At 59.1% G+C, this 23,514-nt stretch carries 19 protein-coding genes; 4 read left to right on the top strand and 15 right to left on the bottom strand.

Annotated elements, in window-relative coordinates:
• Positions 1-159: 159 nt before the first annotated feature.
• From NQ014_RS07890 to NQ014_RS07825, 14 genes are all read right to left on the bottom strand, one after another.
• Entirely contained in the window at positions 160-936 is a 777-nt protein-coding gene (locus NQ014_RS07890) for an FtsQ-type POTRA domain-containing protein (protein ID WP_257074644.1), read from the bottom strand.
• Positions 937-940: 4 nt separating this feature from the next.
• Positions 941-2,434, bottom strand: a complete 1,494-nt coding sequence (gene murC, locus NQ014_RS07885; RefSeq protein ID WP_257074643.1) for a UDP-N-acetylmuramate--L-alanine ligase — start codon at positions 2,432-2,434, stop codon at positions 941-943.
• Between the two features lie 13 nt (positions 2,435-2,447).
• Positions 2,448-3,620 (bottom strand): undecaprenyldiphospho-muramoylpentapeptide beta-N-acetylglucosaminyltransferase, encoded by a 1,173-nt coding sequence (gene murG, locus NQ014_RS07880; protein WP_257074641.1) that lies wholly within the window; start codon positions 3,618-3,620, stop codon positions 2,448-2,450.
• A 4-nt stretch (positions 3,621-3,624) separates the two neighbouring features.
• A complete protein-coding gene (ftsW, locus tag NQ014_RS07875) occupies positions 3,625-5,433 on the bottom strand; it encodes a putative lipid II flippase FtsW (protein WP_257074640.1) in 1,809 nt (602 codons plus the stop codon).
• The gene (gene murD, locus NQ014_RS07870; RefSeq protein WP_257074639.1) at positions 5,426-6,904 is read right to left on the bottom strand and encodes a UDP-N-acetylmuramoyl-L-alanine--D-glutamate ligase; all 1,479 of its coding nucleotides are present in this window, start codon (positions 6,902-6,904) and stop codon (positions 5,426-5,428) included. The genes ftsW and murD overlap by 8 nt, the downstream gene beginning before the upstream one ends.
• Entirely contained in the window at positions 6,901-8,007 is a 1,107-nt protein-coding gene (mraY, locus tag NQ014_RS07865) for a phospho-N-acetylmuramoyl-pentapeptide-transferase (RefSeq protein WP_257074637.1), read from the bottom strand. The genes murD and mraY overlap by 4 nt, the downstream gene beginning before the upstream one ends.
• Positions 8,008-9,534 carry a UDP-N-acetylmuramoyl-tripeptide--D-alanyl-D-alanine ligase gene (murF, locus tag NQ014_RS07860; RefSeq protein WP_257074636.1) on the bottom strand — a complete coding sequence of 509 codons (1,527 nt, stop codon included), beginning with the start codon at positions 9,532-9,534 and terminating at the stop codon, positions 8,008-8,010. It lies immediately after the preceding gene.
• Between the two features lie 150 nt (positions 9,535-9,684).
• On the bottom strand, positions 9,685-11,241 hold the full coding sequence (locus NQ014_RS07855) for a UDP-N-acetylmuramoyl-L-alanyl-D-glutamate--2,6-diaminopimelate ligase (RefSeq protein WP_257074634.1): 1,557 nt from the start codon (positions 11,239-11,241) through the stop codon (positions 9,685-9,687).
• Between the two features lie 137 nt (positions 11,242-11,378).
• A complete protein-coding gene (locus NQ014_RS07850) occupies positions 11,379-13,460 on the bottom strand; it encodes a peptidoglycan D,D-transpeptidase FtsI family protein (RefSeq protein WP_373467713.1) in 2,082 nt (693 codons plus the stop codon).
• Between the two features lie 170 nt (positions 13,461-13,630).
• Positions 13,631-14,446 carry a hypothetical protein gene (locus NQ014_RS07845; RefSeq protein WP_257074633.1) on the bottom strand — a complete coding sequence of 272 codons (816 nt, stop codon included), beginning with the start codon at positions 14,444-14,446 and terminating at the stop codon, positions 13,631-13,633.
• A gap of 64 nt (positions 14,447-14,510) precedes the next feature.
• The gene (gene rsmH, locus NQ014_RS07840) at positions 14,511-15,551 is read right to left on the bottom strand and encodes a 16S rRNA (cytosine(1402)-N(4))-methyltransferase RsmH (RefSeq protein WP_257074632.1); all 1,041 of its coding nucleotides are present in this window, start codon (positions 15,549-15,551) and stop codon (positions 14,511-14,513) included.
• 261 nt (positions 15,552-15,812) lie between these two features.
• Positions 15,813-16,244, bottom strand: coding sequence for a division/cell wall cluster transcriptional repressor MraZ (mraZ, locus tag NQ014_RS07835; RefSeq protein ID WP_005510286.1), 432 nt, complete (start codon positions 16,242-16,244; stop codon positions 15,813-15,815).
• Positions 16,245-16,950: 706 nt separating this feature from the next.
• Positions 16,951-17,394, bottom strand: a complete 444-nt coding sequence (locus NQ014_RS07830; RefSeq protein ID WP_257074631.1) for a DUF3040 domain-containing protein — start codon at positions 17,392-17,394, stop codon at positions 16,951-16,953.
• A 229-nt stretch (positions 17,395-17,623) separates the two neighbouring features.
• On the bottom strand, positions 17,624-18,112 hold the full coding sequence (locus NQ014_RS07825) for an SAV_6107 family HEPN domain-containing protein (RefSeq protein WP_257074630.1): 489 nt from the start codon (positions 18,110-18,112) through the stop codon (positions 17,624-17,626).
• 207 nt (positions 18,113-18,319) lie between these two features.
• Between NQ014_RS07825 and NQ014_RS07820 the strand changes: the two genes are divergently transcribed.
• Complete coding sequence (locus NQ014_RS07820; protein WP_257074629.1) at positions 18,320-18,910, top strand: GNAT family N-acetyltransferase; 591 nt, start codon at positions 18,320-18,322, stop codon at positions 18,908-18,910.
• Complete coding sequence (locus NQ014_RS07815) at positions 18,891-19,565, top strand: DUF3153 domain-containing protein (RefSeq protein WP_257074628.1); 675 nt, start codon at positions 18,891-18,893, stop codon at positions 19,563-19,565. The genes NQ014_RS07820 and NQ014_RS07815 overlap by 20 nt, the downstream gene beginning before the upstream one ends.
• Positions 19,566-19,568: 3 nt before the next feature.
• Here the strand turns inward: NQ014_RS07815 and metF are convergent, their stop codons facing one another.
• Positions 19,569-20,555 (bottom strand): methylenetetrahydrofolate reductase [NAD(P)H], encoded by a 987-nt coding sequence (metF, locus tag NQ014_RS07810; RefSeq protein ID WP_373467712.1) that lies wholly within the window; start codon positions 20,553-20,555, stop codon positions 19,569-19,571.
• Between the two features lie 66 nt (positions 20,556-20,621).
• On the opposite strand from metF, the gene NQ014_RS07805 reads away from it, so the two are divergent.
• Entirely contained in the window at positions 20,622-21,734 is a 1,113-nt protein-coding gene (locus tag NQ014_RS07805; protein WP_049170256.1) for a polyprenyl synthetase family protein, read from the top strand.
• Positions 21,735-21,752: 18 nt separating this feature from the next.
• A complete protein-coding gene (gene crtI / locus NQ014_RS07800) occupies positions 21,753-23,453 on the top strand; it encodes a phytoene desaturase family protein (RefSeq protein WP_257074627.1) in 1,701 nt (566 codons plus the stop codon).
• The last annotated feature ends 61 nt before the right edge of the window (positions 23,454-23,514 follow it).

Raw genomic sequence — 23,514 nt, 5'->3', positions numbered from 1 at the left:
ACCGCACGGAAGAAGTGCATCATGGCCGAAAAGCTGTTGACCCCATTGTGGTCGAAAACTGCAAATAATTCAGCGACCTTTTAGCGCGTGTCGCTACCTTAAACTTGCACTTGAGGGATAGTGTTTAGCCACAGAAATCACTCCAGACACCACTGTCCTCTACTCTCCCTTAGCAGCGGGGAGTCGAGGGTTGGAGACATTCCAGATCTTCTCGCCACGGTTCAGCACAATCTCCGTCGCACGGGCCTTTTCGGCCGCATTATCCGAGGAACCGAAGTACACCTCGTAGCCATCGGTCAGGAACAGCTTTATTTCTGCCTCAGAAGGCGCGCTAATTCGCTCCACACGGTGTGCGACGGTCTCCGGCAACGCCTTGACGACGTTCAAAACCGCCTTGATTACGCGCGGTTCGGGGTCAACTTTGCCGTCTACAGGATCATCCACGCGAGGTGCATCAACAACCTCAATGACACCTGGCGGCGGGGCTGCCGTGACAAACTCCTGACCATTTGCGGAAAACAGGTGCTCTCCGTCAGTGGCACGGACGAACACCACCGGGGTGAATTCCCGTACCGAAATAGTCACGCTCTGCGGCCACGAACGACTGACAGTCACGCTATCGACCCACGGCTGCCCCGCCACGGAGCGCGCTGAGGCATCCGTGTCCAAGCGAATGAGCTTTTGATTCTCGGAGATACCGCTGGCCTCGACAATCGCGTCTTTATCCCCGTGGACGACGCCCTCAACATCGATGTTTTTCACAACCAGCCACGGTGAAAACCACACCACCGCTGCAACGATGGCGATAATCGCGACCAGGCCACCGCCGATGAGCCAGCCGCGTCGCGGGGCGCGCGCTGAACGCCGACGCCGCGACGCTGCTGTGCCCCGGTCTGCACCGTCGGTCTGCTGAGATTGCTTTCGGCTGGTTTTCACAGTGCTACGACTCCACCTGTTCGTCGTTGTCTCCGCTGAGCTCGCGCACGATTTCGTCGGCAAGCATCGTCACAGAGCCAGCGCCGATGGTCAGAATGACATCGTGCGGTTCGGCGATTTCGCGAACGCGAGCCGGGACGCTGGTGAAATGCGGCTCATACGTCACAGGAATGGTCATTTTGTTGGCGATGAGCGCGCCGTCGACGCCCGGCAGCGGCTCCTCACGGGCACCGAAGACATCGAGCAAGACGGCCTTGTCCGCCAGCGACAGGGCGGCAGCGAACTCGTCGGCAAAATTGCGAGTACGCGAGTACAAGTGAGGCTGGAAAACAGCGATGACTTCGCCACGACCGGCCTCGGTAACCAATTCCCGAGCTGCGCCGAGAACTGCGGAGACCTCGGTCGGGTGATGCGCGTAGTCGTCGTAAATACGAGCGCCAACAAATGGCCCCTCGCCGATACTGCCGTGGTAGTCAAAGCGGCGACGGACACCGGTGAATTCACCGAGACCGCGCGCCATACGCCCCAAATCTGCCCCGACGCAGTCGCCACCAACCATTGCGGCCAGCGCGTTGAGCGCCATGTGACGGCCGGGCTGATGCAGTTCAAACCTCACCGATGTCGAGCCAACGGTGGCCTCCACGCGGGCGCCACCACCAACGGGAGTCCAGCCGTGCAAAACGGCACCGACCGGCAGCGTCGGGTGTTGAGCCAAGGCTTCTTCCCCACCATAAGCCAGCACGTTAATGCCGCGTTCCACCGCGCGCTCGCCCAATGCGGCCGCATGCGGATCCTCAGCACAGACGACCAGATGACCGCCATCTTTAATGCGCTCTGCAAAAGCGTCAAAGACGGCGTAGTAGGTCTCTTCGTCACCGAAAAAGTCAAGGTGATCGGGCTCGATGTTGGTAATTACGGCCACTTTCGGCTGGTAGGTCAACAATGATGCATCCGACTCATCGGCCTCAGCAACAAAGACATCGCCACTGCCCTGGTGAGCATTGACACCGGCCTTGCTCATCAGACCACCAACGGCAAAAGACGGATCCAAACCAGCTGCCTGCAAAGCGGCGACGGTCATCGACGTAGTCGAGGTTTTTCCGTGAGTACCAGCGATCAGGAGAGCCTTGGAGTCCTGCATCAACAGCGCTAGCACATCGGAGCGCTTGAGCACCGGAATATCCAGCTCATGTGCACCGGCCAGCTCTGGATTCGTCTTCGGAATAGCTGCGAAGGAAATGACCACTGCCTCCGGCGGCTCTCCCTCGCCGGCAAGCTCAAGATTCGCACGGTCATGGCCAATGGCGATGGTGGCTCCCATTGCACGCAGTCCCACCACCGCGCGGGACTCCTTGACATCGGAACCGGTAACACGAATGCCACGCGCCAACAGGATGCGAGCGATACCGGACATTCCGGCACCGCCAATGCCAATCATGTGGACACTTGCGGGCAGCTCTCCCGTTACCGGCTGAAAGTCATCGAAATTAACGTTCATGTTTATGCTCGCTTTACTTCTTAGAGTTCACAGCCGCAGACAGCACCCGACGGGCGATGTTCTCCGCAGCGTTACCATGTCCAATGTTGGCCAGGGCGCGGCGCCCGTCGGCAAGCTTTTCTGGGGACGTGACCAGCGGAATGACGATATCCGAAACTGATGCCGCAGTCAGAGACTCGTCGGCGATGAGAATACCGCCACCAGCATCGATGACATCGGTGGCGTTGAGCGCCTGTTCCCCATTTCCGTGTGGCAGCGGTACATACACCGCAGGCAAGCCGACAGCTGAGACTTCAGCCACCGTCATCGCACCGGAACGGCACAAAATCAGGTCAGCGGCGGAGTACGCCAAATCCATCCGGTCGATGTACGGCACAGCGACATAGGGGGCATCCTCGCGAATGGACTCGACCTCGACGTGATTCTTCTTGCCGTAGGCATGCAGTACAGATACACCGGCGTTGGCGAGCTCTGCGGCTGCACCGGTAACAGCTTCGTTGATGGAACGTGCCCCCTGCGAACCACCGGTGACAAAGAGCACCGGCCCCTCCTGCGGTAAACCGAAGAACTCGCGGGCTTCGGCACGCTTGGCGTCGCGATCCAGCGCCGCGAGGCTGGCACGCACGGGATTGCCAACGACCTCGGCCTTCAGGCCAGAGCCAGTCACGGCGGCCAAGCCGACGCCGCCGAGTCCGACACCGAGCTTATTGGCCAGGCCCGCACGGGCGTTGGCCTCGTGAACCAGGAACGGAATCTTCTTCCCCGCACGGCACGCCATGTAGGCCGGTGCCGATACGTAGCCACCAAAGCCGATGACCGCATCAGCGTCAATACGCTTGAAAATCTTGCGGGTCTCACGCACCGCACGAGCGACGTTGAGAGGCAGCTTGAACAAATCCGCAGTCGGCTTGCGCGGCACCGGCACTGGCGGAATCAGCTCCAGGTCATAGCCTCGCGCCGGTACGAGGGTCGACTCCAACCCCCGATTCGTACCTAGTGCAATGACGCGGGCTTCCGGCTGCAGGTTCAAAATCGCATCCGCCACTGCCAGTGCGGGTTCGATATGGCCAGCCGTACCACCGCCGGCCACCACAATGGTCGGAGCAGAGCCATCTTCCTTGAGAAACTGCTCAGACTCCGAAGCGCCTTTCGCCCCAGCGGCTGCGCCCAGATTCTTGTCTGCCATGGTGTTATCGATTCCTCCTCCGCGGTGCTGAACCGCCGTTCCTATTGTTTCGGCCCGGGCGCTGGCGCGAACGCGACTGTCCGCCACGGCCTTCGCCCCGAATCCTACTGCCCCGGCCTGAGCTTGACGACGACCAGGAGCCCTGTGACCGTCCAGCCCGCGGCGACCTCGCTGTAAAACCCCGCGTCCGTCCGTCGTCACTACGAGGGGAATAATCCACTTCGCGGCCACGAACGCTGCCCGAGTTTCCAGAGCTGCCGGAGGTTCGGGAGCCACGCTGCGGGGCGGCACCTCGACCACTGCGGCTGCCTCCACTACGGCCGGCCCGATTGGGTCGGTCAGCTCGGCCACTGTAGGTTTCCCGCACCTGCGCCCCCTCGCCGCGTGGAGTACGCGCTCCACTGGTCACCACGGGAGGACCGAAGCGTTGCGGATCGCGATGGGCACGCACCTTCGGCGCGTGGCGACGCGATTCGTCATACGGGATTGGCTCCGGTATACCCAGGAACCTGTCCAGCCCCGGACGTCCCGAAGTCTGCATTGCAGAGACTGCTTCCGATTCGTGGCGGGCACATGTGGCCAGCAGGCCCATTGAGAACAACGTCACCATCGCCGAGGTACCACCGGCGGAAATCAGCGGCAGCTGCAGACCAGTCACTGGCAACGCACCGACGACGTAGCCGATGTTGATGAAAGCCTGCACTACGGTTGCAGCAGTAATCGTGCCCGCGAGCAAACGGAGAAACGGATCGTTCTGGCGACCGGCGATACGAAGTCCCACCCAGCCGAGCGCTGCGTAGAGCAAAATAACCATCAGCGCGCCGAGGAAACCAGTCTCCTCACCGATAATGGCGAAAATGAAGTCATTCTTCGCCTCCGGTAGGTATCCCCACTTCGCGCTCGACTGACCGAGACCGACACCTGTGAGAGATCCGTCGGCAAGCGAAAGAAAGCCTTGGTAGGACTGGTAGGCATCGCCCTGCACATCGTTGAAGTTACCGAGCAGCGAGTCCAAGTAGACCCTGATTCGCGCCGAACGGAAACCCGCGGTGACGGTGAAGATCACCAGGGCGAAAGCCGCAGCGGCAAGCAGCCCGGTGATGAATACTCGCGGCAGGCCAGCAAACCACGCCAACGCCACCACGACGAACGCCATGGAAGCAACCATGCCGAGGTCACGCTGCAGCATCACCAGTGCCAATATCACGAAGCTGACCGCACCGAACAGCCCGAACAAATCGGTATAGGACACAGCAGTGCGGACCTTTTCAGCCAGCAGCTTCGAACCCCACAGTGCCAGCGCGATCTTCGCGATTTCTGATGGCTGCATGGTGATACCACCAATACTCAGCCACGAACGCGCACCGGTTTCCTCCAGGCCGATGCCGATACCAGGGATAATCACCAAAACCAGCAACACAAAGGACAAAATCAGCGCTGCCGTCGATAGTGAGCGAATCAGCTCCACCCGCATCCTCAGCACGATCCACATGGAGATAAGACCCGCCACCACCATGACCAGCTGGCGGATGAACACCGACCACACGCTGCCCGAGTCGTTACCCGCGCTGGCCATGGATGCCGACAGCACCATCACCAGGCCTATCGATGTCAGCAGCGCGACGATGATCATCAGCAGGTGGTAGTCGAACAGTGGGCGCGACTTCCAGTCGTTAAAACGCTCCACCCACGCCGGCCGCTCTCGAGCACTAGAGCTTGACGACGAGGGCCGCTGTGGATTGGTAGCCTTCGTCCCCTTTTGTGCCGTCGCGGCGCTAGCGCTTAAATTACGAGCCTTGCGGGAGTTATCCATCAGTTGACGTCACCTTCTGCGCCCATTGCGCGAACAAGTCGCCACGTTCAGCCATACCGGAGTACATGTCCAAGCTGGCGGCGGCTGGTGCCAACAGCACCACATCCCCAGGGTTGGCATAATCACTAGCTGCCATACAGACCTTCGCCATGGCATCGACCTTGTCGGTGTCATCAATGACAACGACCGGTACAGCAGGTGCGATACGGGACAGCGCATCGCTGACTAGTTGCCTATCGACGCCCAGAACCACGGCGGCCTGCAAGCGATGAGCATGCTTCGCCACCAGTGGCGAGATTTCCGCGCCCTTGAGCTGACCACCGACAATCCAAACGACACGCTCATGACCGGACAGTGCAGCATCGGCAGCGTGGGGGTTGGTGGCCTTGGAGTCATCAATCCACACGACATCATTTGCCTTATGGACAATCTGACCGCGGTGTGCGCGAACTTCGAAAGTCTCCAGTGCCACTGCAATTTGCTCCGGTGAGGTACCGATACTGCGCGCCATCGCGGTGGCGGCCACCGCGTCGAGAACACCTGCCCGGCCGGGAGGAGAAATTCCCGCTACCGGTGCGATGACAATGCCCGGACCAGAGTCGTCAGCTGCGGCATCGCCGCCGCCAAAAGCGCGGTCGACAATCATGCCGTCGCGAACTCCGACCTGGTGCGCCTCCGGGGGACCATCGGTAAAGCCCACGACGGATTTGCCGAGCTCGTCGTTTTTCAGCATCTTTTCCACGTGCTCGACTACATCGGCGTCATCCGCACCGTAGATTGCGACAGTACCGCGCAGCGCGCGGGTCTTGTCCAGACCGTAGTTTTCGTAAGAACCGTGCCAGTCGATGTGGTCTTCCGCCAGGTTCAGCAGTACTCCCGCATCTGGGCGAATGTTTGGAGCCCAGTGCAGCTGGAAGCTGGACAGCTCTGCGGCCAAGACCTCGATACGAGGCTCAGCAGTCAGTGCGTCGTACAGGGCCACACCAATGTTGCCGACAGCTGCGCCCTGCTCCCCGAGCATGGCGGCCAGCATGGAGGTGGTGGTGGTCTTGCCGTTAGTGCCGGTGACTACCAGCCAGGTCCGTTTCGGCCCCCACCGCTGGGCACAGTCGCCGGCGAAAGCCAACGCCACATCGCCGAATACCGGGACTCCAGCCTCAGCTGCCGCGCCGAAAAGCGGACTGGTCGGACGCCAACCCGGCGAGGTCACGATCGCAACCGCGTCGGCAAGCTCGTCGCGAGCGTCTGCGGTTGTGACATGGCGAACCGAAAAGTCAGCGGCAACCAGTGCGCCGAGAGCGGAGTCGTCCACGACGACAATTTCCGGACAGCCGATGTCCTTGAGCATCGCAATGGCACCGCGACCGGAAACTCCGGCTCCTGCCACCAGAACTCGACCAGAGCGCACCGTAGCGACTAAGTCGAGATTTCGGATATCGGTGAGGTTGGTCGGGTCTGGTGAGTTAATCATTGAAATACGCCTACCTGAGAGAGCCAGTCACTGTAGAAGATGGCTGCGCCAATCATGTTGAAAATGCCTGCGAGTAGCCAGAAGCGAACGACAACAGTTGTCTCCGCCCAACCTCCGTTTTCGAAGTGGTGATGGAGAGGAGCCATGCGGAATACGCGCTTGCCAGTCGTCTGGAAAACCGCGATCTGGATTGCCACGGAAGCAACTTCCATCACGAAGATGAAGCCAATGATAACCATCAACAGCTCAGTCTTGGTGACAAATGACAGACCCGCTACCAAACCGCCAAGAGCCAACGAACCGGTATCTCCCATGAAGATCTTTGCCGGCGCTGCATTCCACCACAGGAAGCCCAAGCATGCGCCCAGACCCGCGACGGAAATAACGGCGATATCCAGTGGATCGCGGACGTTGTAGCAACCGCTACCCAGCGAAGCCTCGCAGGAGTTACGGAACTGCCAGAAGGAAATCAACGTGTAGGTGGCCAGCAACAGCGCGGTGGCACCAGCGGCCAGGCCGTCAAGGCCATCAGTGAGATTGACGGCATTCGTCCATGCGGCAATAACGATGAAGACAAATACCAGGAAGACAATCATGCCGAACCACACCGGCCCCGGTGCCAGATTCAGGAACGGAATATCTCGAATCAGCGACAAGCTCGTCGTACCCGGAGTCAAGCCAGACGCATCCGGGAACTGCAGCAGCAACACGCCGAAAATCAGCGCTGCCGCCAGCTGCCCAACCAGCTTCGCCGTCTTGTTCAGCCCCAGGTTGCGTCCTTTGTAAAGTTTGATGAAGTCATCGGCAAAGCCCAATGCACCCATCGCCAGAACAAGGAACATAACCAACAGACCGGAGGCGGACGGCCCCACGCCAGTCTGGATATACGTAACGAGGTGAGAGAGGAAATAGCCAGCGACGATTGCGGCGATGATGGCGATGCCGCCCATAGTCGGAGTTCCCCGCTTGCGCAGGTGGCTCTTTGGCCCTTCTTCACGAATCTCCTGGCCAAGACCTTCAGCAGAGAATTTGCGAATAAGCACTGGTGTTAAAAAGACACTCACCAGGAATGCAATCGCACCACTGAGAATAAGTTGAATCACTTACTTTTCCTCTCCGCTTTCACCTTCGGGCGTAGTCCCAACCTTGGCAGCCAGCGAGTCTGCGACCCGCCACATACCGTCCGCATAGGAGGCCTTGACTAACACCACATCGTCCGGATGCACCTCGGCCGCCAACAAATCCGCAGCAGTAGATGTATCCGGCACCCTAGAAGTATTTAACCCCAACTCTTCCGCTTTGTCGGCCAGGGCATGCACATTAGAACTCTCCCCGACTGCAATTAGTCGATCGATGCCGCGGCCCACAAGGTACTCGCTAAGTGACGAGTGCTCATCTTCAGCGGAATCGCCAAGCTCACCCATCTGTCCCAGCACGGCCCACGATGAGGCGTTCTGGTGCGTTGGGCCAGCTGCTGTACGTGCCAGAGCGTCAATCCCCGCACGCATCGAATCAGGGTTGGCATTATAGGAGTCGTTAATAACGACGATATTGCCAGTGAGCTGCTGGACATCCATGCGCCGCTCTGACGCTGCCACATGCGCGGCCATCGCCTTTGCGACCTGCTCAGCATCAATACCGGACTCCACTGCCACCGCAATCGCCGCCAGGGCATTGGCCACTTGGTGCGCACCATAGACCTGCAGTTGGATCGGGAATGTACGCCCACCCGGTACATGCAGGTCAAAGGACGCACGAGCAAAATCGTCGAGCTGCACATTCGTGGCGCGGTAATCCGCGGTTGCGTGGCGTTCGGAGTTCTCATCGGCAGAGAAGAACACTACCTTCGCCTGGGTACGCGGAGCCATGCCAGTGACGTAGTCATCGTCGGCATTGAGTACGGCCACACCGCCCTGCTCCGCAGCCGGCAGCGCTTCCACGAGCTCGCCCTTAGCCTGCGCGATTGCCTCGCGCGAGCCAAACTCACCAAGGTGGGCCGTGCCAACATTGAGTACCGCACCGATCGTCGGTGGTGCGATGCGCGCCAGATGGGCCACATGCCCAATTCCGCGCGCGCTCATCTCCGCAACCAGGTACTTCGTCTCCGGAGTGCACTGCAGCACCGTGTACGGATGCCCAATTTCGTTATTAAACGACCCCTTCGGCGCCACCGTCGGACCGTCGGTACGCAGCAGCGTCGCCATCATGTCCTTCGTCGACGTCTTTCCCGCCGAACCCGTCACACCGACGACATGCAGCTGATCCTTCTTCAGCTCGTCGACGACGTAACGCGCCAACTTACCAAGTGCTTCCAGCACCGCCGCCCCGGAACCATCCGGATCGTGTGCAAATGCGTCGGCATTGGAGTCCTGCTTACCAAGGGGCTTGACGACGACCGCAGGTTGCCCAACATCTCGTGCCGCCAGTGCCATCGTCGCTCCAGCTGCTACAGCCTGATCGATGAAGTCGTGGCCGTCGACACGCGCGCCCGGCAGGGCGAGGAAGAGCGAGCCTTCGCGAATCTTTCGGGAGTCGAATTCTGCGGGCTGAGTCACTGTGGCGTCATCATTGACGTGGACGAGTTCACCTCCCACGATGTGAGCGATTTCCGCGGCGGTCAGGGCAATCATGATGTCTATAGTCCTTGTTGGTTAGAGTTCCAGGCGCCTAGTAAAGGATGATTTCTTGATTTTATTCGCTTACCGCGAATGGTTCGCAGTAGGCATGTCAGGTGGTGCGCTTCCTCAGCGATTTCAGCAATCTCAATCAGCGGATCCTTCCTATCGCTGTGTGAGTGCTTCGGCCAGCTGTTCACGGTCATCGAACGGGTGAATCACGCCACCGATATCCTGGCCGGTTTCGTGTCCCTTGCCTGCCACCACGATGCTGTCGCCGCTGTGGGCAAGCTCGACGACACGGCGAATTGCCTGGCCGCGATCGCCGATTTCCTCAACAACCGTGTCAGAACTGGCCTTGCCGCTGGCAACGGCTTCCCTCGCACCGGCGACCACGGCCGCACGAATTTCAGAGGGCACCTCGGAGCGTGGATTGTCATCGGTGATGATGACGACATCGGCACCGCATGCAGCCTCAGCTCCCATAATTGGACGCTTGGCACTATCGCGGTCGCCACCGGCGCCGACGACAACCAGCACGCGACCTTCGGTCTGTGCACGCAACGTGGCCAATACTTCAGCTACTGCGGCTGGCTTGTGGGCATAGTCCACCACAGCCAGGAAGTCCTGTCCGCGATCGATGCGCTCCATGCGGCCTGGCACACGCACCTGTGCCAGACCGCTCTTGGCCGCTTCATTGGCATGCCCAAGCGCATCGAGCACAGCCCACGCAACTGCGGCATTGGCAACGTTGAAAGCACCCGGCAGAGGAACTTCCACCTCAACTGTGTCAGTGTTGTTTCGCGTTAGCTCCACATGCTGGACACCGTTGGTGGCGACAGTGGCTGCAGCGGCGTGCCATTCTGCAAAGACCTCGGCAGCTGGCGTCTTGTCGGTTACGCGATGCTGAGTATGGACAGTGGTGACTTGGACATCCGGGTCACCGGCGGCGATATCCGCCATGCGGACGCCCCAGTCGTCGTCGATGCACACGACAGCCTTCGGTGCATGTGTCGGACCTTCAGGATCAAAGAGCTTGGCCTTGGCTTGGAAATACTCTTCCAATGTTTTGTGGAAGTCCAGGTGATCCTGCGAGAGGTTGAGGAAACAGCCGACATCGAAACTGACACCGTCAACACGCCCCAACGACAGTGCGTGAGAAGAAACCTCCATGACAACGTGCGTCACACCTTCGGAAAGCATCTGGTGGAACAGGCGCTGGAGGGCCGGAGCCTCTGGGGTAGTCAGGCTCGACGGAACGGCACGGCCATTGATGCGCGTGCCGGTAGTACCAATGATGCCTGTCGAGCATCCAGCTGCCAGCAGCGCGCCCTCCAGCATGTAGGTCGTGGTGGTCTTGCCAGAGGTGCCAGTAACCCCAATGATGGTCAACGAATCCGAGGGGTGATCGTAGATTTCTGCAGCAACGTGCCCCATGACAGCCCGGACATCGTCGACAACCAGGACTGGGCGAGTCTCCCCTGCTTCCCGCAGGATTTTCAGACCTTCCTCATCAGTCAGGATCGCTGTAGCAGCCGACTGCTGCGCGTAGCGCGCACCGTGCGTGCGAGTACCTGGGACGGCAGCAAACATTCCGCCTTCAGGTACGTCGGCAGCGTTGAGTTCGATTGCGGCGATATCCGCTCCTGCCGCCGCGGATTCGGTAATACCGTCAAGTCGGCCATGCGCGAGGTTACACAATTTCGCAAGGGTGGCGGTCATTGGCTGTTCCCTCTTTCAAGTCAGTCGTTGGTGTACAACAGGTTGGAAAAATCAAGAGATTCACTTTGCAGAAACCAAAGTAATAAAAGTCTGTGTATTAGTGCTGTCGCGGTAACTTCATTGTGGTGATGACCTCGTTACGGCTGCAGCAACAACTTGCCCTCGCGGGGCGGCGACGGCGGTACGTTGTAGCGGTTAAGCGCCCAAGCGGCGATGTCCTTAAACAGTGGGGCCGCTGACTGGCCGCCGTCACCATGGACACCACGCTGGGGTTCGTCAAGCATGATGCCAATGACAAAACGGGGATCGTCGGCAGGCGCGATGCCTGCAAACGTGATGTAGTACTTGGAATTCGAGTACGCGCCGGTGTCGGGGTCGACCTTCTGCGCCGTACCCGTCTTGCCTGTGAGCGAGTATCCCTCAATACTATTTCCGGCAGCGGTACCCGACTGCTGCCCCGTGGGATCAGACTGCATAACGCCTTCAAACATGGCGCGCACAGTTTGGGCGGTCTCCGGGCTAACCACACGCACTGTTTCCAGGCGCTCTGTTGCTGTCTTCGTGCCGTCCGGGGAAATTGTCGAGCGAATCATACGCGGCGGGATGCGCTCGCCATCGTTGGCGATTGCCTGGAAAACTCCTGTCATCTGCAGCAGTGTCATGGCCATACCCTGACCAATGGGCAAGTTCGCAAACGTACCGCCGGACCACTGCGGACGCTGTGGCACCAAGCCGGACGATTCACTGGGCAACTCGATACCCGTGGACTGCCCCAGCCCGAAGAGATGCAGCATCTCAGCGAATCGGTCCTGGCCCAAACGCTCTGCCAGCATTAGGGTGCCGACGTTGGAGGACTTGCCGAATACACCGGTCGTCGTGAAAGCTTCCGTGCCGTGTTCCCATGCATCGCGCACGGTGACACCCGCCATATCAATAGTGCCCGGGACCTGCAGAACCTCATCCGGTGTGGTCTTGCCGTCTTCGATAGCGGCCGCGGCGGTAATGATCTTTGCTACAGAACCCGGCTCAAATGGGTTCGATACAGCGGAGTTTCCGATAGTGCGCCCCTCTTCGAGCTCGGCCCCCATATCCTTATTCGGGTTAGCCGTGTCCGCCTGCGCCATTGCAAGCACTTCGCCGGTCTTCGCGTCGAGCACGACTGCCGACGCATCCTTCGCTCCCGAGTTGGCCTTCGCCTGGTTGACCTGCTGCTGGACAAAGTACTGCATGTCTAGGTCCAGGGTCAGCTCGTAAGTCGTACCGTCCACAGCTGCGTGGACATCGCGCGTGGAGCCCGGGATTGCCACACCGTTAGAGGCGATATCAATGGTCTTGCCACCGTTAATACCCTGCAAAGTGGCATCACGAGAGGCTTCAAAGCCGAACTGGCCGACGCCATCCATGCCAATCTTGCCGATGACGTTAGCCGCCGTCGCCCCATTCGGGTACTGGCGAATATCCTGACGCTCCGCCACCAGTTCCGGATACTTTTCCACGATGGCAGCGGCCTTGTCCGGGTCGACATTACGCACGAGCACCTCATAGGTGCTGTCCTCATTGCGCAGCTTCTCCAGAATGTCCTTCGAGCTCACCCGGGACGGCGCGCTCATCACCGAGTTCTCCTCGGTTTCGGGTTCCGCTTGACGACGGCGACTGCTTCCCGACTTCTCCGCGTCGATGTCGGCCACGTCGAGTAGCTTCGGCAAATCCTTGGCGATCTGCTCGAGGCGTTCATCGTAGGTAGCGACATCATCCGGGCGCTGCTTATGGGCGTCCCCAATCCACTTGCGCAAAGTGTTCGGGTGGACGGTAATACTGCGTGCCTCCATAGTGAAGGCAAGCTGAGCTCCGTTACGATCGAGAATCGCACCGCGCCGAGCTGCATCAACAACTTCCACCGTGCGCTGATTCTGTGCCGCCGCCGACAGGTCAGGACCTGCGACGAGCTGCACCCAAGCCAAACGGGAGACCAGCACTACAACTGCGATAGCGCCTATAAACTGCAGCCAGTTGCGACGTCGGATGAAGTCCTTATTACTAATGCGCATTTTTTCGCGCGGGGGCACGCTTCGGTTGGTATTAGCGTCGAGCCCCCGGCTGCGCTGACCATCCCGAACGCGACTTTGGCCTCTGCGCTCACGGGATGTAATTCGGTAAGCACGTTCGCCGAAGTCATACCCCCCTCCACGGTTGGGGTAGTCGTCTTCAGATCGAATCATGCGCTAGTGCTTTCTACTAAGTCGATTCTCCCGCGCGCGATAACGTTAGGCGGTATTCCCTGCCATCGCGAGTACTGAATTAATTAGTCTACAGTCGCCTGACCAGAAACAGTGGAACCGCCAGAATATCGGACAGTTGGCCAGTTTGGCCGTGTTTGTTTTCTAAGTTCCTACGGTGCTGGAGCTGGCTCGGGTGCCGGAGCTTCCGGTGCTTCCGGCGCCGCGGCTGGCGCTTCTGGGGCTGGCGCTGGCGCTTCAGCCTCAGGCGCGGGTGCCGGAGCCGGCGCAGGTGCTGGTGCGGGCTCATGGTTCTGCGGCGCATACGGAGCGGTTGCCGGCAACCCGTTCGGACGTGGGTGCGCTTCCTCAATAGCCGGTGCCTGCATCCCTGGAACATTCTCGGTGTCCTTCGGGTTCGACGACGGCGCATGCGGAATATTCGGCGACTCACCGTTGAGGTCGACAATCTTCTGCTGCTTCTCATCGCCCGGCCGCACTTCCACGACCTTGCCTTCCGGATCAGTCGTCAAAACGGCAGGCTGCTCCGGATTGACCATGCCCTCTTCCACAGCACGCTGCGCGATAGCACCGGTTGATTTCATGTAAGCAACATCCCGCTCGAGCACTTCAAGCTGGTTACGCAGCTCCTTTTCCTTGGTCTGCGCAGCATCCAACTGCAAGGATGTCGAGGTCGAAATACCCGACAGCCACATCGCCGCCACGATTCCGGCAACGACGAGAATGATCATCACGGCCGCACCGGCAAACTTGTGGTTATCCCTCGAGGACGTCGTAACGCGACGCCCACGCACCGAGATGACCTGCTGAGAACCTGTGCGCCCAAACCGCCGGCGCTGATAAAGATCCTGTTTCGTGCGGGCGCTGCGACCGCGCTGACGAGTCTTCGTCTTGGCACCGGCGACGGTTGCAGATGCGCCGCGGGAGGTGCGCCGGGTGGGGGCGTGCTCCGTGATTGTCGTTGCCATGCTCGAAAGTTCTCCCAGTACTTAGATCGTTAAGGGTGCGTTTGGTGCGGTTGAAAGGTTTGGGTCAATCGGCTCGAATCCGCTCGATACAGCGAACTCTCACCGGTGCGGCTCGGGGGTTGTCTTCGATTTCGCTTGCCGACGCCTTCTCCGCACCTCTCGTGATGAGAGCAAAGTGCGGTTCATGCCCCGGAAGCTCCATCGGGAGCCCCGGTGGGGTTGTCGACTTCACGCGCTCCGCAAAGTCCTTCTTGACGATGCGGTCTTCCAGACTCTGGTAGCTCATGAACACTGCACGCCCATCGACTGCGAGTGCATCGCAGACCTGCGGCAGCACATTTTCCAGAGCTTCAAGCTCACGATTTACCTCGATACGAAGAGCCTGAAACGTACGCTTGGCCGGGTGTCCGCCCTTGCGGCGAGATGCCGCCGGAATGGTTTCGTAGAGCAGCTCAACCAGACGGCCGGAGGTCGTAAACGGTTCCTTCTCCCGCTCACGCAGGATTGCCGAGGCGATCTTGCCGGCGAAGCGCTCGTCGCCGTAAGTCGATAGGATGCGCGCGATATCACCGTGCGAATAGGTATTGAGCACATCCGCTGCGGTAATCCCCTGGCTTGCATCCATGCGCATGTCCAGCGGGGCGTCGACACGGTAGGCGAATCCACGATTGACCTGGTCAAGCTGCATCGAGGAAACACCGAGATCGAAAAGCGCACCTGCAATGCCCTTCTCAGCGGCGCGGGCGAGAATGTCCTCCGCGCCACTTCCACCAGCGGCTGCAGGAATCTCACCACTGAGCACCTCGGCGAGCGAATCGAAACGCACACGGAACCCTACAAAGCGATCACCGAAGCGCGCGAGACGTTCTTCTGCCCCTCGCAATGCATTGTCATCGCGATCGAGTCCAACAACGCAGAGCTTCGGGAACTGCTCCAACAGGTATTCCGTGTGCCCACCGGCACCAAGAGTGCCGTCGACAAGTACTGCGTCGTCACCCAGTGCCTCGATGCCCGGGCGCAATAAATCAGTTACTCGATGAAGCAAAACGGGGACATGACCAAACTCGCCGGACTTGCGATCATCCGCAGGTGCCGATCCGTTCATTTCCCCCTCCTCACCGGGTATGTTTGCACTGGTCAGAGAATCTATCGAGTGTATTCCCGGTTTGCTTAACGACGAGTGCCGTGCCAGCAACCAGACCGCACCTCATGAGCACTACTGGGAATGCTGTTATCGGTGCTTAAAACAAAAAGCGGGGATGTTCACAGGGCCCCGCCTGACAGAACCTGGTATCGGGGAAGTACACCAGGGGCTATCAGGCAGAGTCCATGCGGACATTCCCTCTTTTCGGTTATTCCAAGCGGTTTATAAAACGCCGAACAGCGAGTCATCCTCACCTTCGGAGAAATCAGCTTCATGCTCCGCCTGGTAGGCCTCCCAGGACTCTTTGTCCCAGATCTCCAGAAAGTCAATAGAGCCGATAACCACGCACTCCTTGGAGAGATTCGCGTACCGACGGTGATCCATCGATAACGTGATTCGCCCCGAGCCATCAGGACGCTGCTCATCGGTGCTCGCCGCAAGATTTCGGATGAAAGCTCGCGCCTTGGCATTCGTACGAGAGGCCTTAGTAGCCCGCTGAGCTAATTTGACGAACTCCTCTTTCGGATACACCGCCAGAGAATGATCCTGCCCTTTAGTGACCATCAGGCCACCTGCGAGATCCTCACGGAACTTCGCCGGCAACGTCAGGCGCCCTTTGTCATCAAGCTTCGGCGTATAGGTGCCCAGAAACATGCGTCACTGGCCTCCTATCCCCGTGTCAACCTCAATGTCAACGCACAAACGCTTACCGAATTCAGGGATTTAGGCGTTGCTTTCAAGCAGAGCCGGAGGGCTGTGCTTTCCCGCTGTGCCAAAATCTCGCCAAACTTTAAGCGCAAATCGGATATTCACTTCTGCAATGTTGACCAACCTCAATCAACATCACGCCCCACTTTACCCCACTATCTGCCACTATCAACACAAGAAGGAGAAAAATAGCCACAGCATCAGCGCAACCCCACCGCTAGGACATCCGTTTTAACGCAATTGACCTGGACTTTTAAAGAATCGCCTCGACAATTATAGTGCAGACAAAAAGTGGGGCACCCACCCGCGACCACACAGATATCGACGCCACACCAACCACATTGTTAACAGAAGACAGTTTGCACCCCACTACACACCACCTACCCGCCAGAAACTATCTAAATTCAACCCGGCCGCCATACTTAGCGCCTTGACCTGCAATTTTGTGTCGCCGGAGCCAAACATTCGGAAATACCAGCAACGACCGTAGATAAGAATTCCCTCACCCCAGTAGCTAAGTGGGGGAAAGTGGGGACTCGTGGTGGGGCAAAGTGGGTGACATCTTGTGGCGACGATTCACATCTAGAAAAACAAAAAGTGAGGGCAAGCCATCACTGGCTTGCCCTCACTTTTAATTCTTGAGGCCTGTCCCCTAACGGCCCTCGAAGCGGCCACGGAAACGCGATTCCAACGTGGAATCACCAGAGGAACCACGACCACCTGAGGTTCCTCGACGGTTCTTTGCCGCCCCGGACTTAGACTTTCCAAAGTTCAACCCCAAAGCGGAACTAGACTTCTTCTGCTTACCGGCGCCGGTCAGAGCCCAAACGCCGGAACCGAACATAAGACCAAAGCCGGCTACCGACAACACAATGAACCAATTGCTCACAGAGAAAAGAGCGACGCCGCCAATCAGCATCAGCAGGCCAAGGAGCATGAGCGCAAAAACCTGGATCGAAAACCCACGGGGTGCGCTGTTTTCCTCCGGAAAGTTGAACGCATTTCCGGCCATCGTCGAACTAAATTTAGGATCCTCAGCGTAGAGTGCAGACTCGATTTCGTCGAGCATCCGCTGTTCGTGCTCAGATAGTCCCACAATTCCTCCATCGCCTACTTGAGCATTGCCCACCGCGATACTGGCGAGCCTTGACCCTCAACCAACAATGCCGATACAGCAAAGTTAATCACAGGCCACCTGCTGCTAACGCGGCGTCCGTTAGCTTCATTCTTACCCCTTCAACGGGCGACTCACCTCTATTGTTCCATGAATCCGAACAATCCCCCATTTATTTAGGAAAGCAACGCTTTAGCACGCCCCCACCGGCTTATGCAGCCGCGGGCAGAATACCCAGCTCAGCCCGGACAGCCCCCAAGAATGCACAACTTAAATCCCACAGCTCCTGCGCCCGCTGCAAGTCAATGCGACGCGAAATACCCAACCGGACTTCCTCACGCAGTGCGGTGAACTGCTCGAACTTGGTGACCCAGCTATCAAATTCGGGCTGCTCTTTCTTTAAACGCAACCAGGCACTCTGTGTTGCTGAACGACGACGCTTACCTGCCGAGCCCGAACGAGAGCCCGAGCCAGAACCCCCAGCCACCGACGCATCGTCGCGATTCAACAGCGCGCCTGCGCAGCGCAGCGCCGCGCAGTAGGAAAGCTCCAGCATCTCATCAGAGCCAGTATTCCGAGCATTCACTAGCAGAGCCTCTGCCCGCCCCAGCAGCTCCAGCGATTGCCTTGAGACACCGACCGGGGCGACCGAACCCGACTGCGAAATCGCCCTAAACTCCACCACGTTCGACCTTGCCACCACCCTGCTTTCTCCTTTCACGCAGCATTCACATGAGCACGGATTTTCCGCTTCCCCGTAGCGGGATTGACTGCAATCTATCCCCAACCCCGGACTACGCCAGGCATACTTTCGCACACCTGTTCGACTCGATGTTATTGCAGTAATCTCACAACTAAGTTCGTCTAAGTCGCTAATCTGGTCACTGTGAAATACAGCGTGGTTCCGATGACAGCAGGAGACTTCAATCTCCGCCTGCAAGAAGCAGTGGCTCTCTACATCACCGCGATGCAGTACAACCCCGCGATCTTGCCCGGTCGTCTCCACGAATGGCAGAAGCAAACCACTCAACCCGGCTTCATGGCTGCTGCAGCCATAGCTCACCCCGAAGAGCTCTCCCCTGCCCAGGCTCTCCGCGACCCGCGCTGCAGATTGGTCGGCATCGGCTACTGCCGTACAGGATTGGACACGCACTGGTGGTATCGCCAGGTAAGAGATGGACTGCTCATGGACGGGCGCTCGCTACCGGACGTCGTCAAGCTCTTGGGCAACTACGCCGAACTGTCTGAGATTCACATTCACCCCAGCTTTCAGGGGCGGGGACTCGGTAAACGGTTGCTCCACGAGTTGGTCGATTCCCGCCCGGAGACGCGAGTTCTGTTGTCAACCCCGGAATACCCGAATGAGGCCAATAGGGCATGGCAACTCTACCGCCAATTTGGTTTCAAGGATGTTTTAAGGAACTTTTATTTCACAGGGGACTCCCGTCCCTTCGCAGTTCTAGGAGTAGATCTTCCCCGTGACATCATCACCGAGTGAACCTTCCACACCACGTCGACGGCTTTCGCCTCTGCGCATTGCCACCGCAATAGCCGGAATTGCCACTATCTTGCCGCTCAGCGGCTGCTTTGACGCGCAGGCTGGCATTACCATTTCCGGCGACGACAGGGTCTCGGGCACAATTCACGTAACGCCCACGGAGGAAGTCGGTTCCCAATTTGAGCAGTGGCAAGTACCGGAAGATCTCTCCGACCGCGTCTCGCAGGGAGTGATCGACTCCTCCACAGGAAAGATGGAAGTCTCGTTCAACGAGCTGCACTTCATTGAACTCACCGATACGCTCCGACAGCTTTCCGACGATCGCGTAGACATCGACCTAGACCGTACCGGTGGCGGCAAGATTTCGATGAACGGCCACATGGATTTGACTCACCTGCCCGGCGCGAAGGTTGATTTCGTCGTCGCGTTCCCGGAGCAGGTTACTGACTCCAATGGCCGCCAGACCGAACCGAACAAGGTGGAATGGCAGCTCGCCAGTGGCGAGAACCATAATGTATGGGCTTCGTCGCCGGCTGGATCCACCAAGCGGAATCAATTCCTATTATTTGCCGGTGTGACCACAGCCGCCGGTGTCCTAGCCTCAGTGCTAGGTGTCCTGTGGGCGCGAAGAGTTCGCGACATGCAGGACTTTTAGCAATTAAAAACCGCCGCGCAGCATATCCTGGCCGGTGCCCCATGCGGGCGCCATGCCGAGGTTGTGCAAAACCTCCTGCGAGGCGCGAGCGAAGTTCATAGTCATAAAGTGCAGCCCCGGTACGCCCTCGGCGATGAGGCGCTCTGCCATGTTGGTCGAAAACTCGATACCAATCTTGCGAATCTCATCTTTATTGGCCTGCTCGTCACCATCTGCTGCCTTAATCAGGCGTTCCTCCAAATCGGATGGCAACTGTGCCCCGGAGAGCTCAACCTGCCTGCGCACTGAGCGCAGCGATGTAATCGGCATCAGCCCCGGAATGATGGGCTTGGCACCGTGCACTGGGTCGGCTTCCACCAGGCGGTCTCGAAGACGCAGGTAGTGCTCAATATCGAAGAACATCTGCGTAATCGAGTATTCGGCTCCCGCGCGCAGCTTGGCCAGCGTGTACTGCGTGTCATGGTCCAAATCCGGCGAGCGGTAGTGTCCCTCCGGGAACGACGCAATGCCGATTTCAAATTTCTCGAACTCCGGCTCAGCCTTAATCAGCTCAATCAATTCGCTGGCGTAGTGCAGACCGCCCTCGGTCTCCACCCAAGGGCCAAGCGGGTCTCCCGGCGGGTCACCACGCAGAACAAGCAGATTCGTCAGCCCCGCGCTGAGATAAGAGCGCAGGATTTCCCGCAGCTCGTCGACAGTGTGCTCTACCAATGTCAGGTGCACAAGCGTTGTAAGCGGCTGCCTCGAAACGCGCTGGGCGATTCGCAGGGTGCGGTCGCGACTAGAACCACCGGCGCCGTAGGTCACCGATGCAAAGGAGGCACCAAGATCATGGAAAGCCTCAGCTGCTCGGAGAAGACGTTCCTCGGCCGCGTCGTCACGCGGGGGCATGAACTCGACCGAGAAGGGAATACTGCCCGCGCTCGGCATTGAAAGCGCCTGGCGGATCGTCACTTGGCGGCCTGGCGACAGTGGCATTGTTGAGGACATAGTCACTCATACTAAGCGGTGTCCTATTCTTGAGTCAGCATTACCCGTCATCGACGAGAGGCTCACATGAGCGAAGAACTGGATTTGGCCGCGCTACAGCCCCGCGAAGTACCAGCTACTGTTACCAAAACGCTGGAGAATTACCTCAAAAGCCGTGGCGACGATGTCGCATCGGTCGATGCGGTGTACACCGAGGCCATAGATTCGCTCCACTCCTTCGTCCTCAATGGGGGCAAGCGCGTGCGCCCAGCCTTCGCCTGGCAGGGGTGGTTGGGAGCAGGCGGCCTCGAAGGCCGTTTCTCCCCAGCCGAGGATTCGCTGGCTGTAATGAACGCGGTGAGTGCCTTGGAACTCATTCAAGCCTGTGCACTCATTCATGACGACATCATCGATGACGCTGATACGCGCCGTGGCGCACCGACTATCCACAAGGTATTCGAGGCCAAGCACGAGGCCAATAGCTGGAATGGAGCCGCCGACCGCTTCGGTATTTCCGCCGCGATTCTCATCGGCGATGTCGCCCTGACCTGGGCTGATGACATGATGCACTCTTCAGGCCTCAGCTCGGAGGCGCTAACCCGCGCACTTGTCCCCTGGCGGGCGATGCGCACTGAAGTACTTGGCGGCCAACTGCTCGATATCACGGCCGAAGCCAGCCGGGACAGTCGCGTCGAGACCGCTGAGAAAATCAATCTGTTCAAGACCGCCGCCTACACCATCGAACGGCCGCTCCACATTGGTGCCGCGATTGCCGGCGCCCCAGCGGAATTGGTTGAGGCCTACCGCAGCTTCGGCCGCGACATCGGCGTGGCATTCCAGCTCCGCGACGATCAGCTGGGCGTTTTCGGCGATCCCGAGGTCACGGGCAAGCCCGCCGGCGATGACCTCCGCGAGGGCAAGCGAACCGTACTGGTCGGCCAGGCTTTAAGCCTCTACCTCGATTCCGCACCTGAAAAGGCCCGCTTTATCGATGAACGCCTGGGAGCGGTCTCGTCTGCTGCAGATATTGATGAGCTACGAAATCTCATCGCTGATTCCGGCGCTGCCGATGCCGTCGAACGTGAAATTGACCGTCTGACCAGCCGCGCTTTCTCCACTATCGAGAATGCCGACCTACCTGCAACCTCGCGCGAGAACCTCATTGCTATGGGCGTTCGCGCCACCGCTCGTCAGCATTAGACCAGGTGTTGCGTAGTCATGCCCGCTGCTTCCCCCACTCGTGCCCCCAGTAATTTTCCGCGTTTGCGACGTGCGGTCACTCGTCCTCATAAGGGCTCCAAACCACGACTGACCATCATCGGCGCAGGCCTGTCCGGACTTACCGCCGCGCTCTACGCCATCGCCGATGGCTACGATGTCACCGTTGTCGAGCGGGAAAGTTTCGTCGGCGGACGCTGCGCCAGTGAACCCATCACAGTCGATATCGACGGGCAATCGCTCACCGCAGTCTTCGACACTGGCGCAACTGTATGGACCATGCCCTCGCTTGTCGACGATGCCCTCGCCGCCGTCGGCCTCTACACGCGCGATATCGACCCGGGTTTTTCGGCCTCCCCAATCACGCCCACCTACCGTGCGGAATTTGCCACCCGCGGCGGACTCGACGTGTTTTCCAACGAAGACATGATGGCCGATGAACTCGCCCGCTTCGGCGCCTCTGACTCCACCGTCGCCGGTTACCGCAAACTCCGCACGTGGCTGCAAACTCTCTTCAATGCCTGCTTCGACAACTTCATGTCCCGCAGCTTTGACCGCGTTACGGACCTATTCACCGGGCCCGGCGCGCTTCGCGACCTCACTACGCTCCTCCGACTCGGTGCCTTCGGCGCCCTCGAACCTAAGATTCGTGCCTTCCTCGGAGATAATGATCTCGCTCGCGTTTTCAGCTTCCAGGCGCTTTACGCAGGTGTACCTCCCGCTAAGGCCCGTGCGGTCTACGGCTGCATTTCCCACATGGATACCTCGATGGGGGTTTACTATCCGCACTCCCCCGCATTCGGTTCGGGTATAGGCGCCGTCAGCGAGTTGCTCGCCGAGGCCGTCCGTCGAGCTGGCGGAACCATCGACTTCGGCGTTGATGTCACTGGGCTGAAACTCGACGAGGCAGGATTTGTCTCCGCCATCACCACGGCAACTGGCGAGCGTCCCACCGATGCCGTCATCGCTACTACCGATTTACCTGTGGTGCAGAGCTGGCTTCACGACGCGACTACCTCTGCCGCCAGTAGCTCATCGAAGCGGCGGGGCCTTCGGAGCGTCGTAAAGCGGACGGGAGCGCGGCGGCTGTTCCCAGTGCGATTTTCCCCATCGGCGGTGGTGGCGCACGGACTGATTCCGGTTTCGGAGACTGCGACGTGGCCGAAACGGCATCACCTGATTTCGTTTGGCGAAAAGTGGAACGAGACCTTTGAAGAGATCTCGTCACCGCGCCATGGAAAGCTAATGTCGGACCCATCATTGCTGGTCACCCGGCCTGCGGTGAGCGCACCGGAGCGTATTGTCACAGATGCGAATGGCGTGCAGTGGGAGCCCGTCAGTGTGCTCGCGCCGTGCCCCAACTTGCAGTCAGCCAATCTGATGTGGTCGCGAATTGGTGGGGACTATGTCGCGAAAATAGCCGCTGAACTGGAGCGGCGCGGACTGACCGGGATTTCTACGAAGTGGCGAGTCGGTCGGATCGATACCCCTCAGCAGTGGCAAGAACGCGATATGGGCGTTGGCTCCCCGTTTGGGCTGGCGCATCTGTTCCGACAGACGGGGCCGTTCCGTCCCCGCAACTTCTCTCCGAAGATGCCAAAGAATCTGACGCTGGCGGGATCGACGACGGTGCCGGGGGTTGGCGTGCCGACGGTCATGATTTCGGGACGACTTGCAGCACAGCGGTTTGAAACGCCTTAGTTCGTGAATGTCTCCCGGATGTCTGCCGGTGGTCACTGACCAACTAGGATTAATGCATCAG

Origin of the sequence: Corynebacterium sp. 5QC2CO (assembly GCF_024580435.1) — a bacterium.
Taxonomy (GTDB): domain Bacteria; phylum Actinomycetota; class Actinomycetes; order Mycobacteriales; family Mycobacteriaceae; genus Corynebacterium; species Corynebacterium jeikeium_D.
This window is presented reverse-complemented; position numbering and strand designations above follow the sequence as displayed.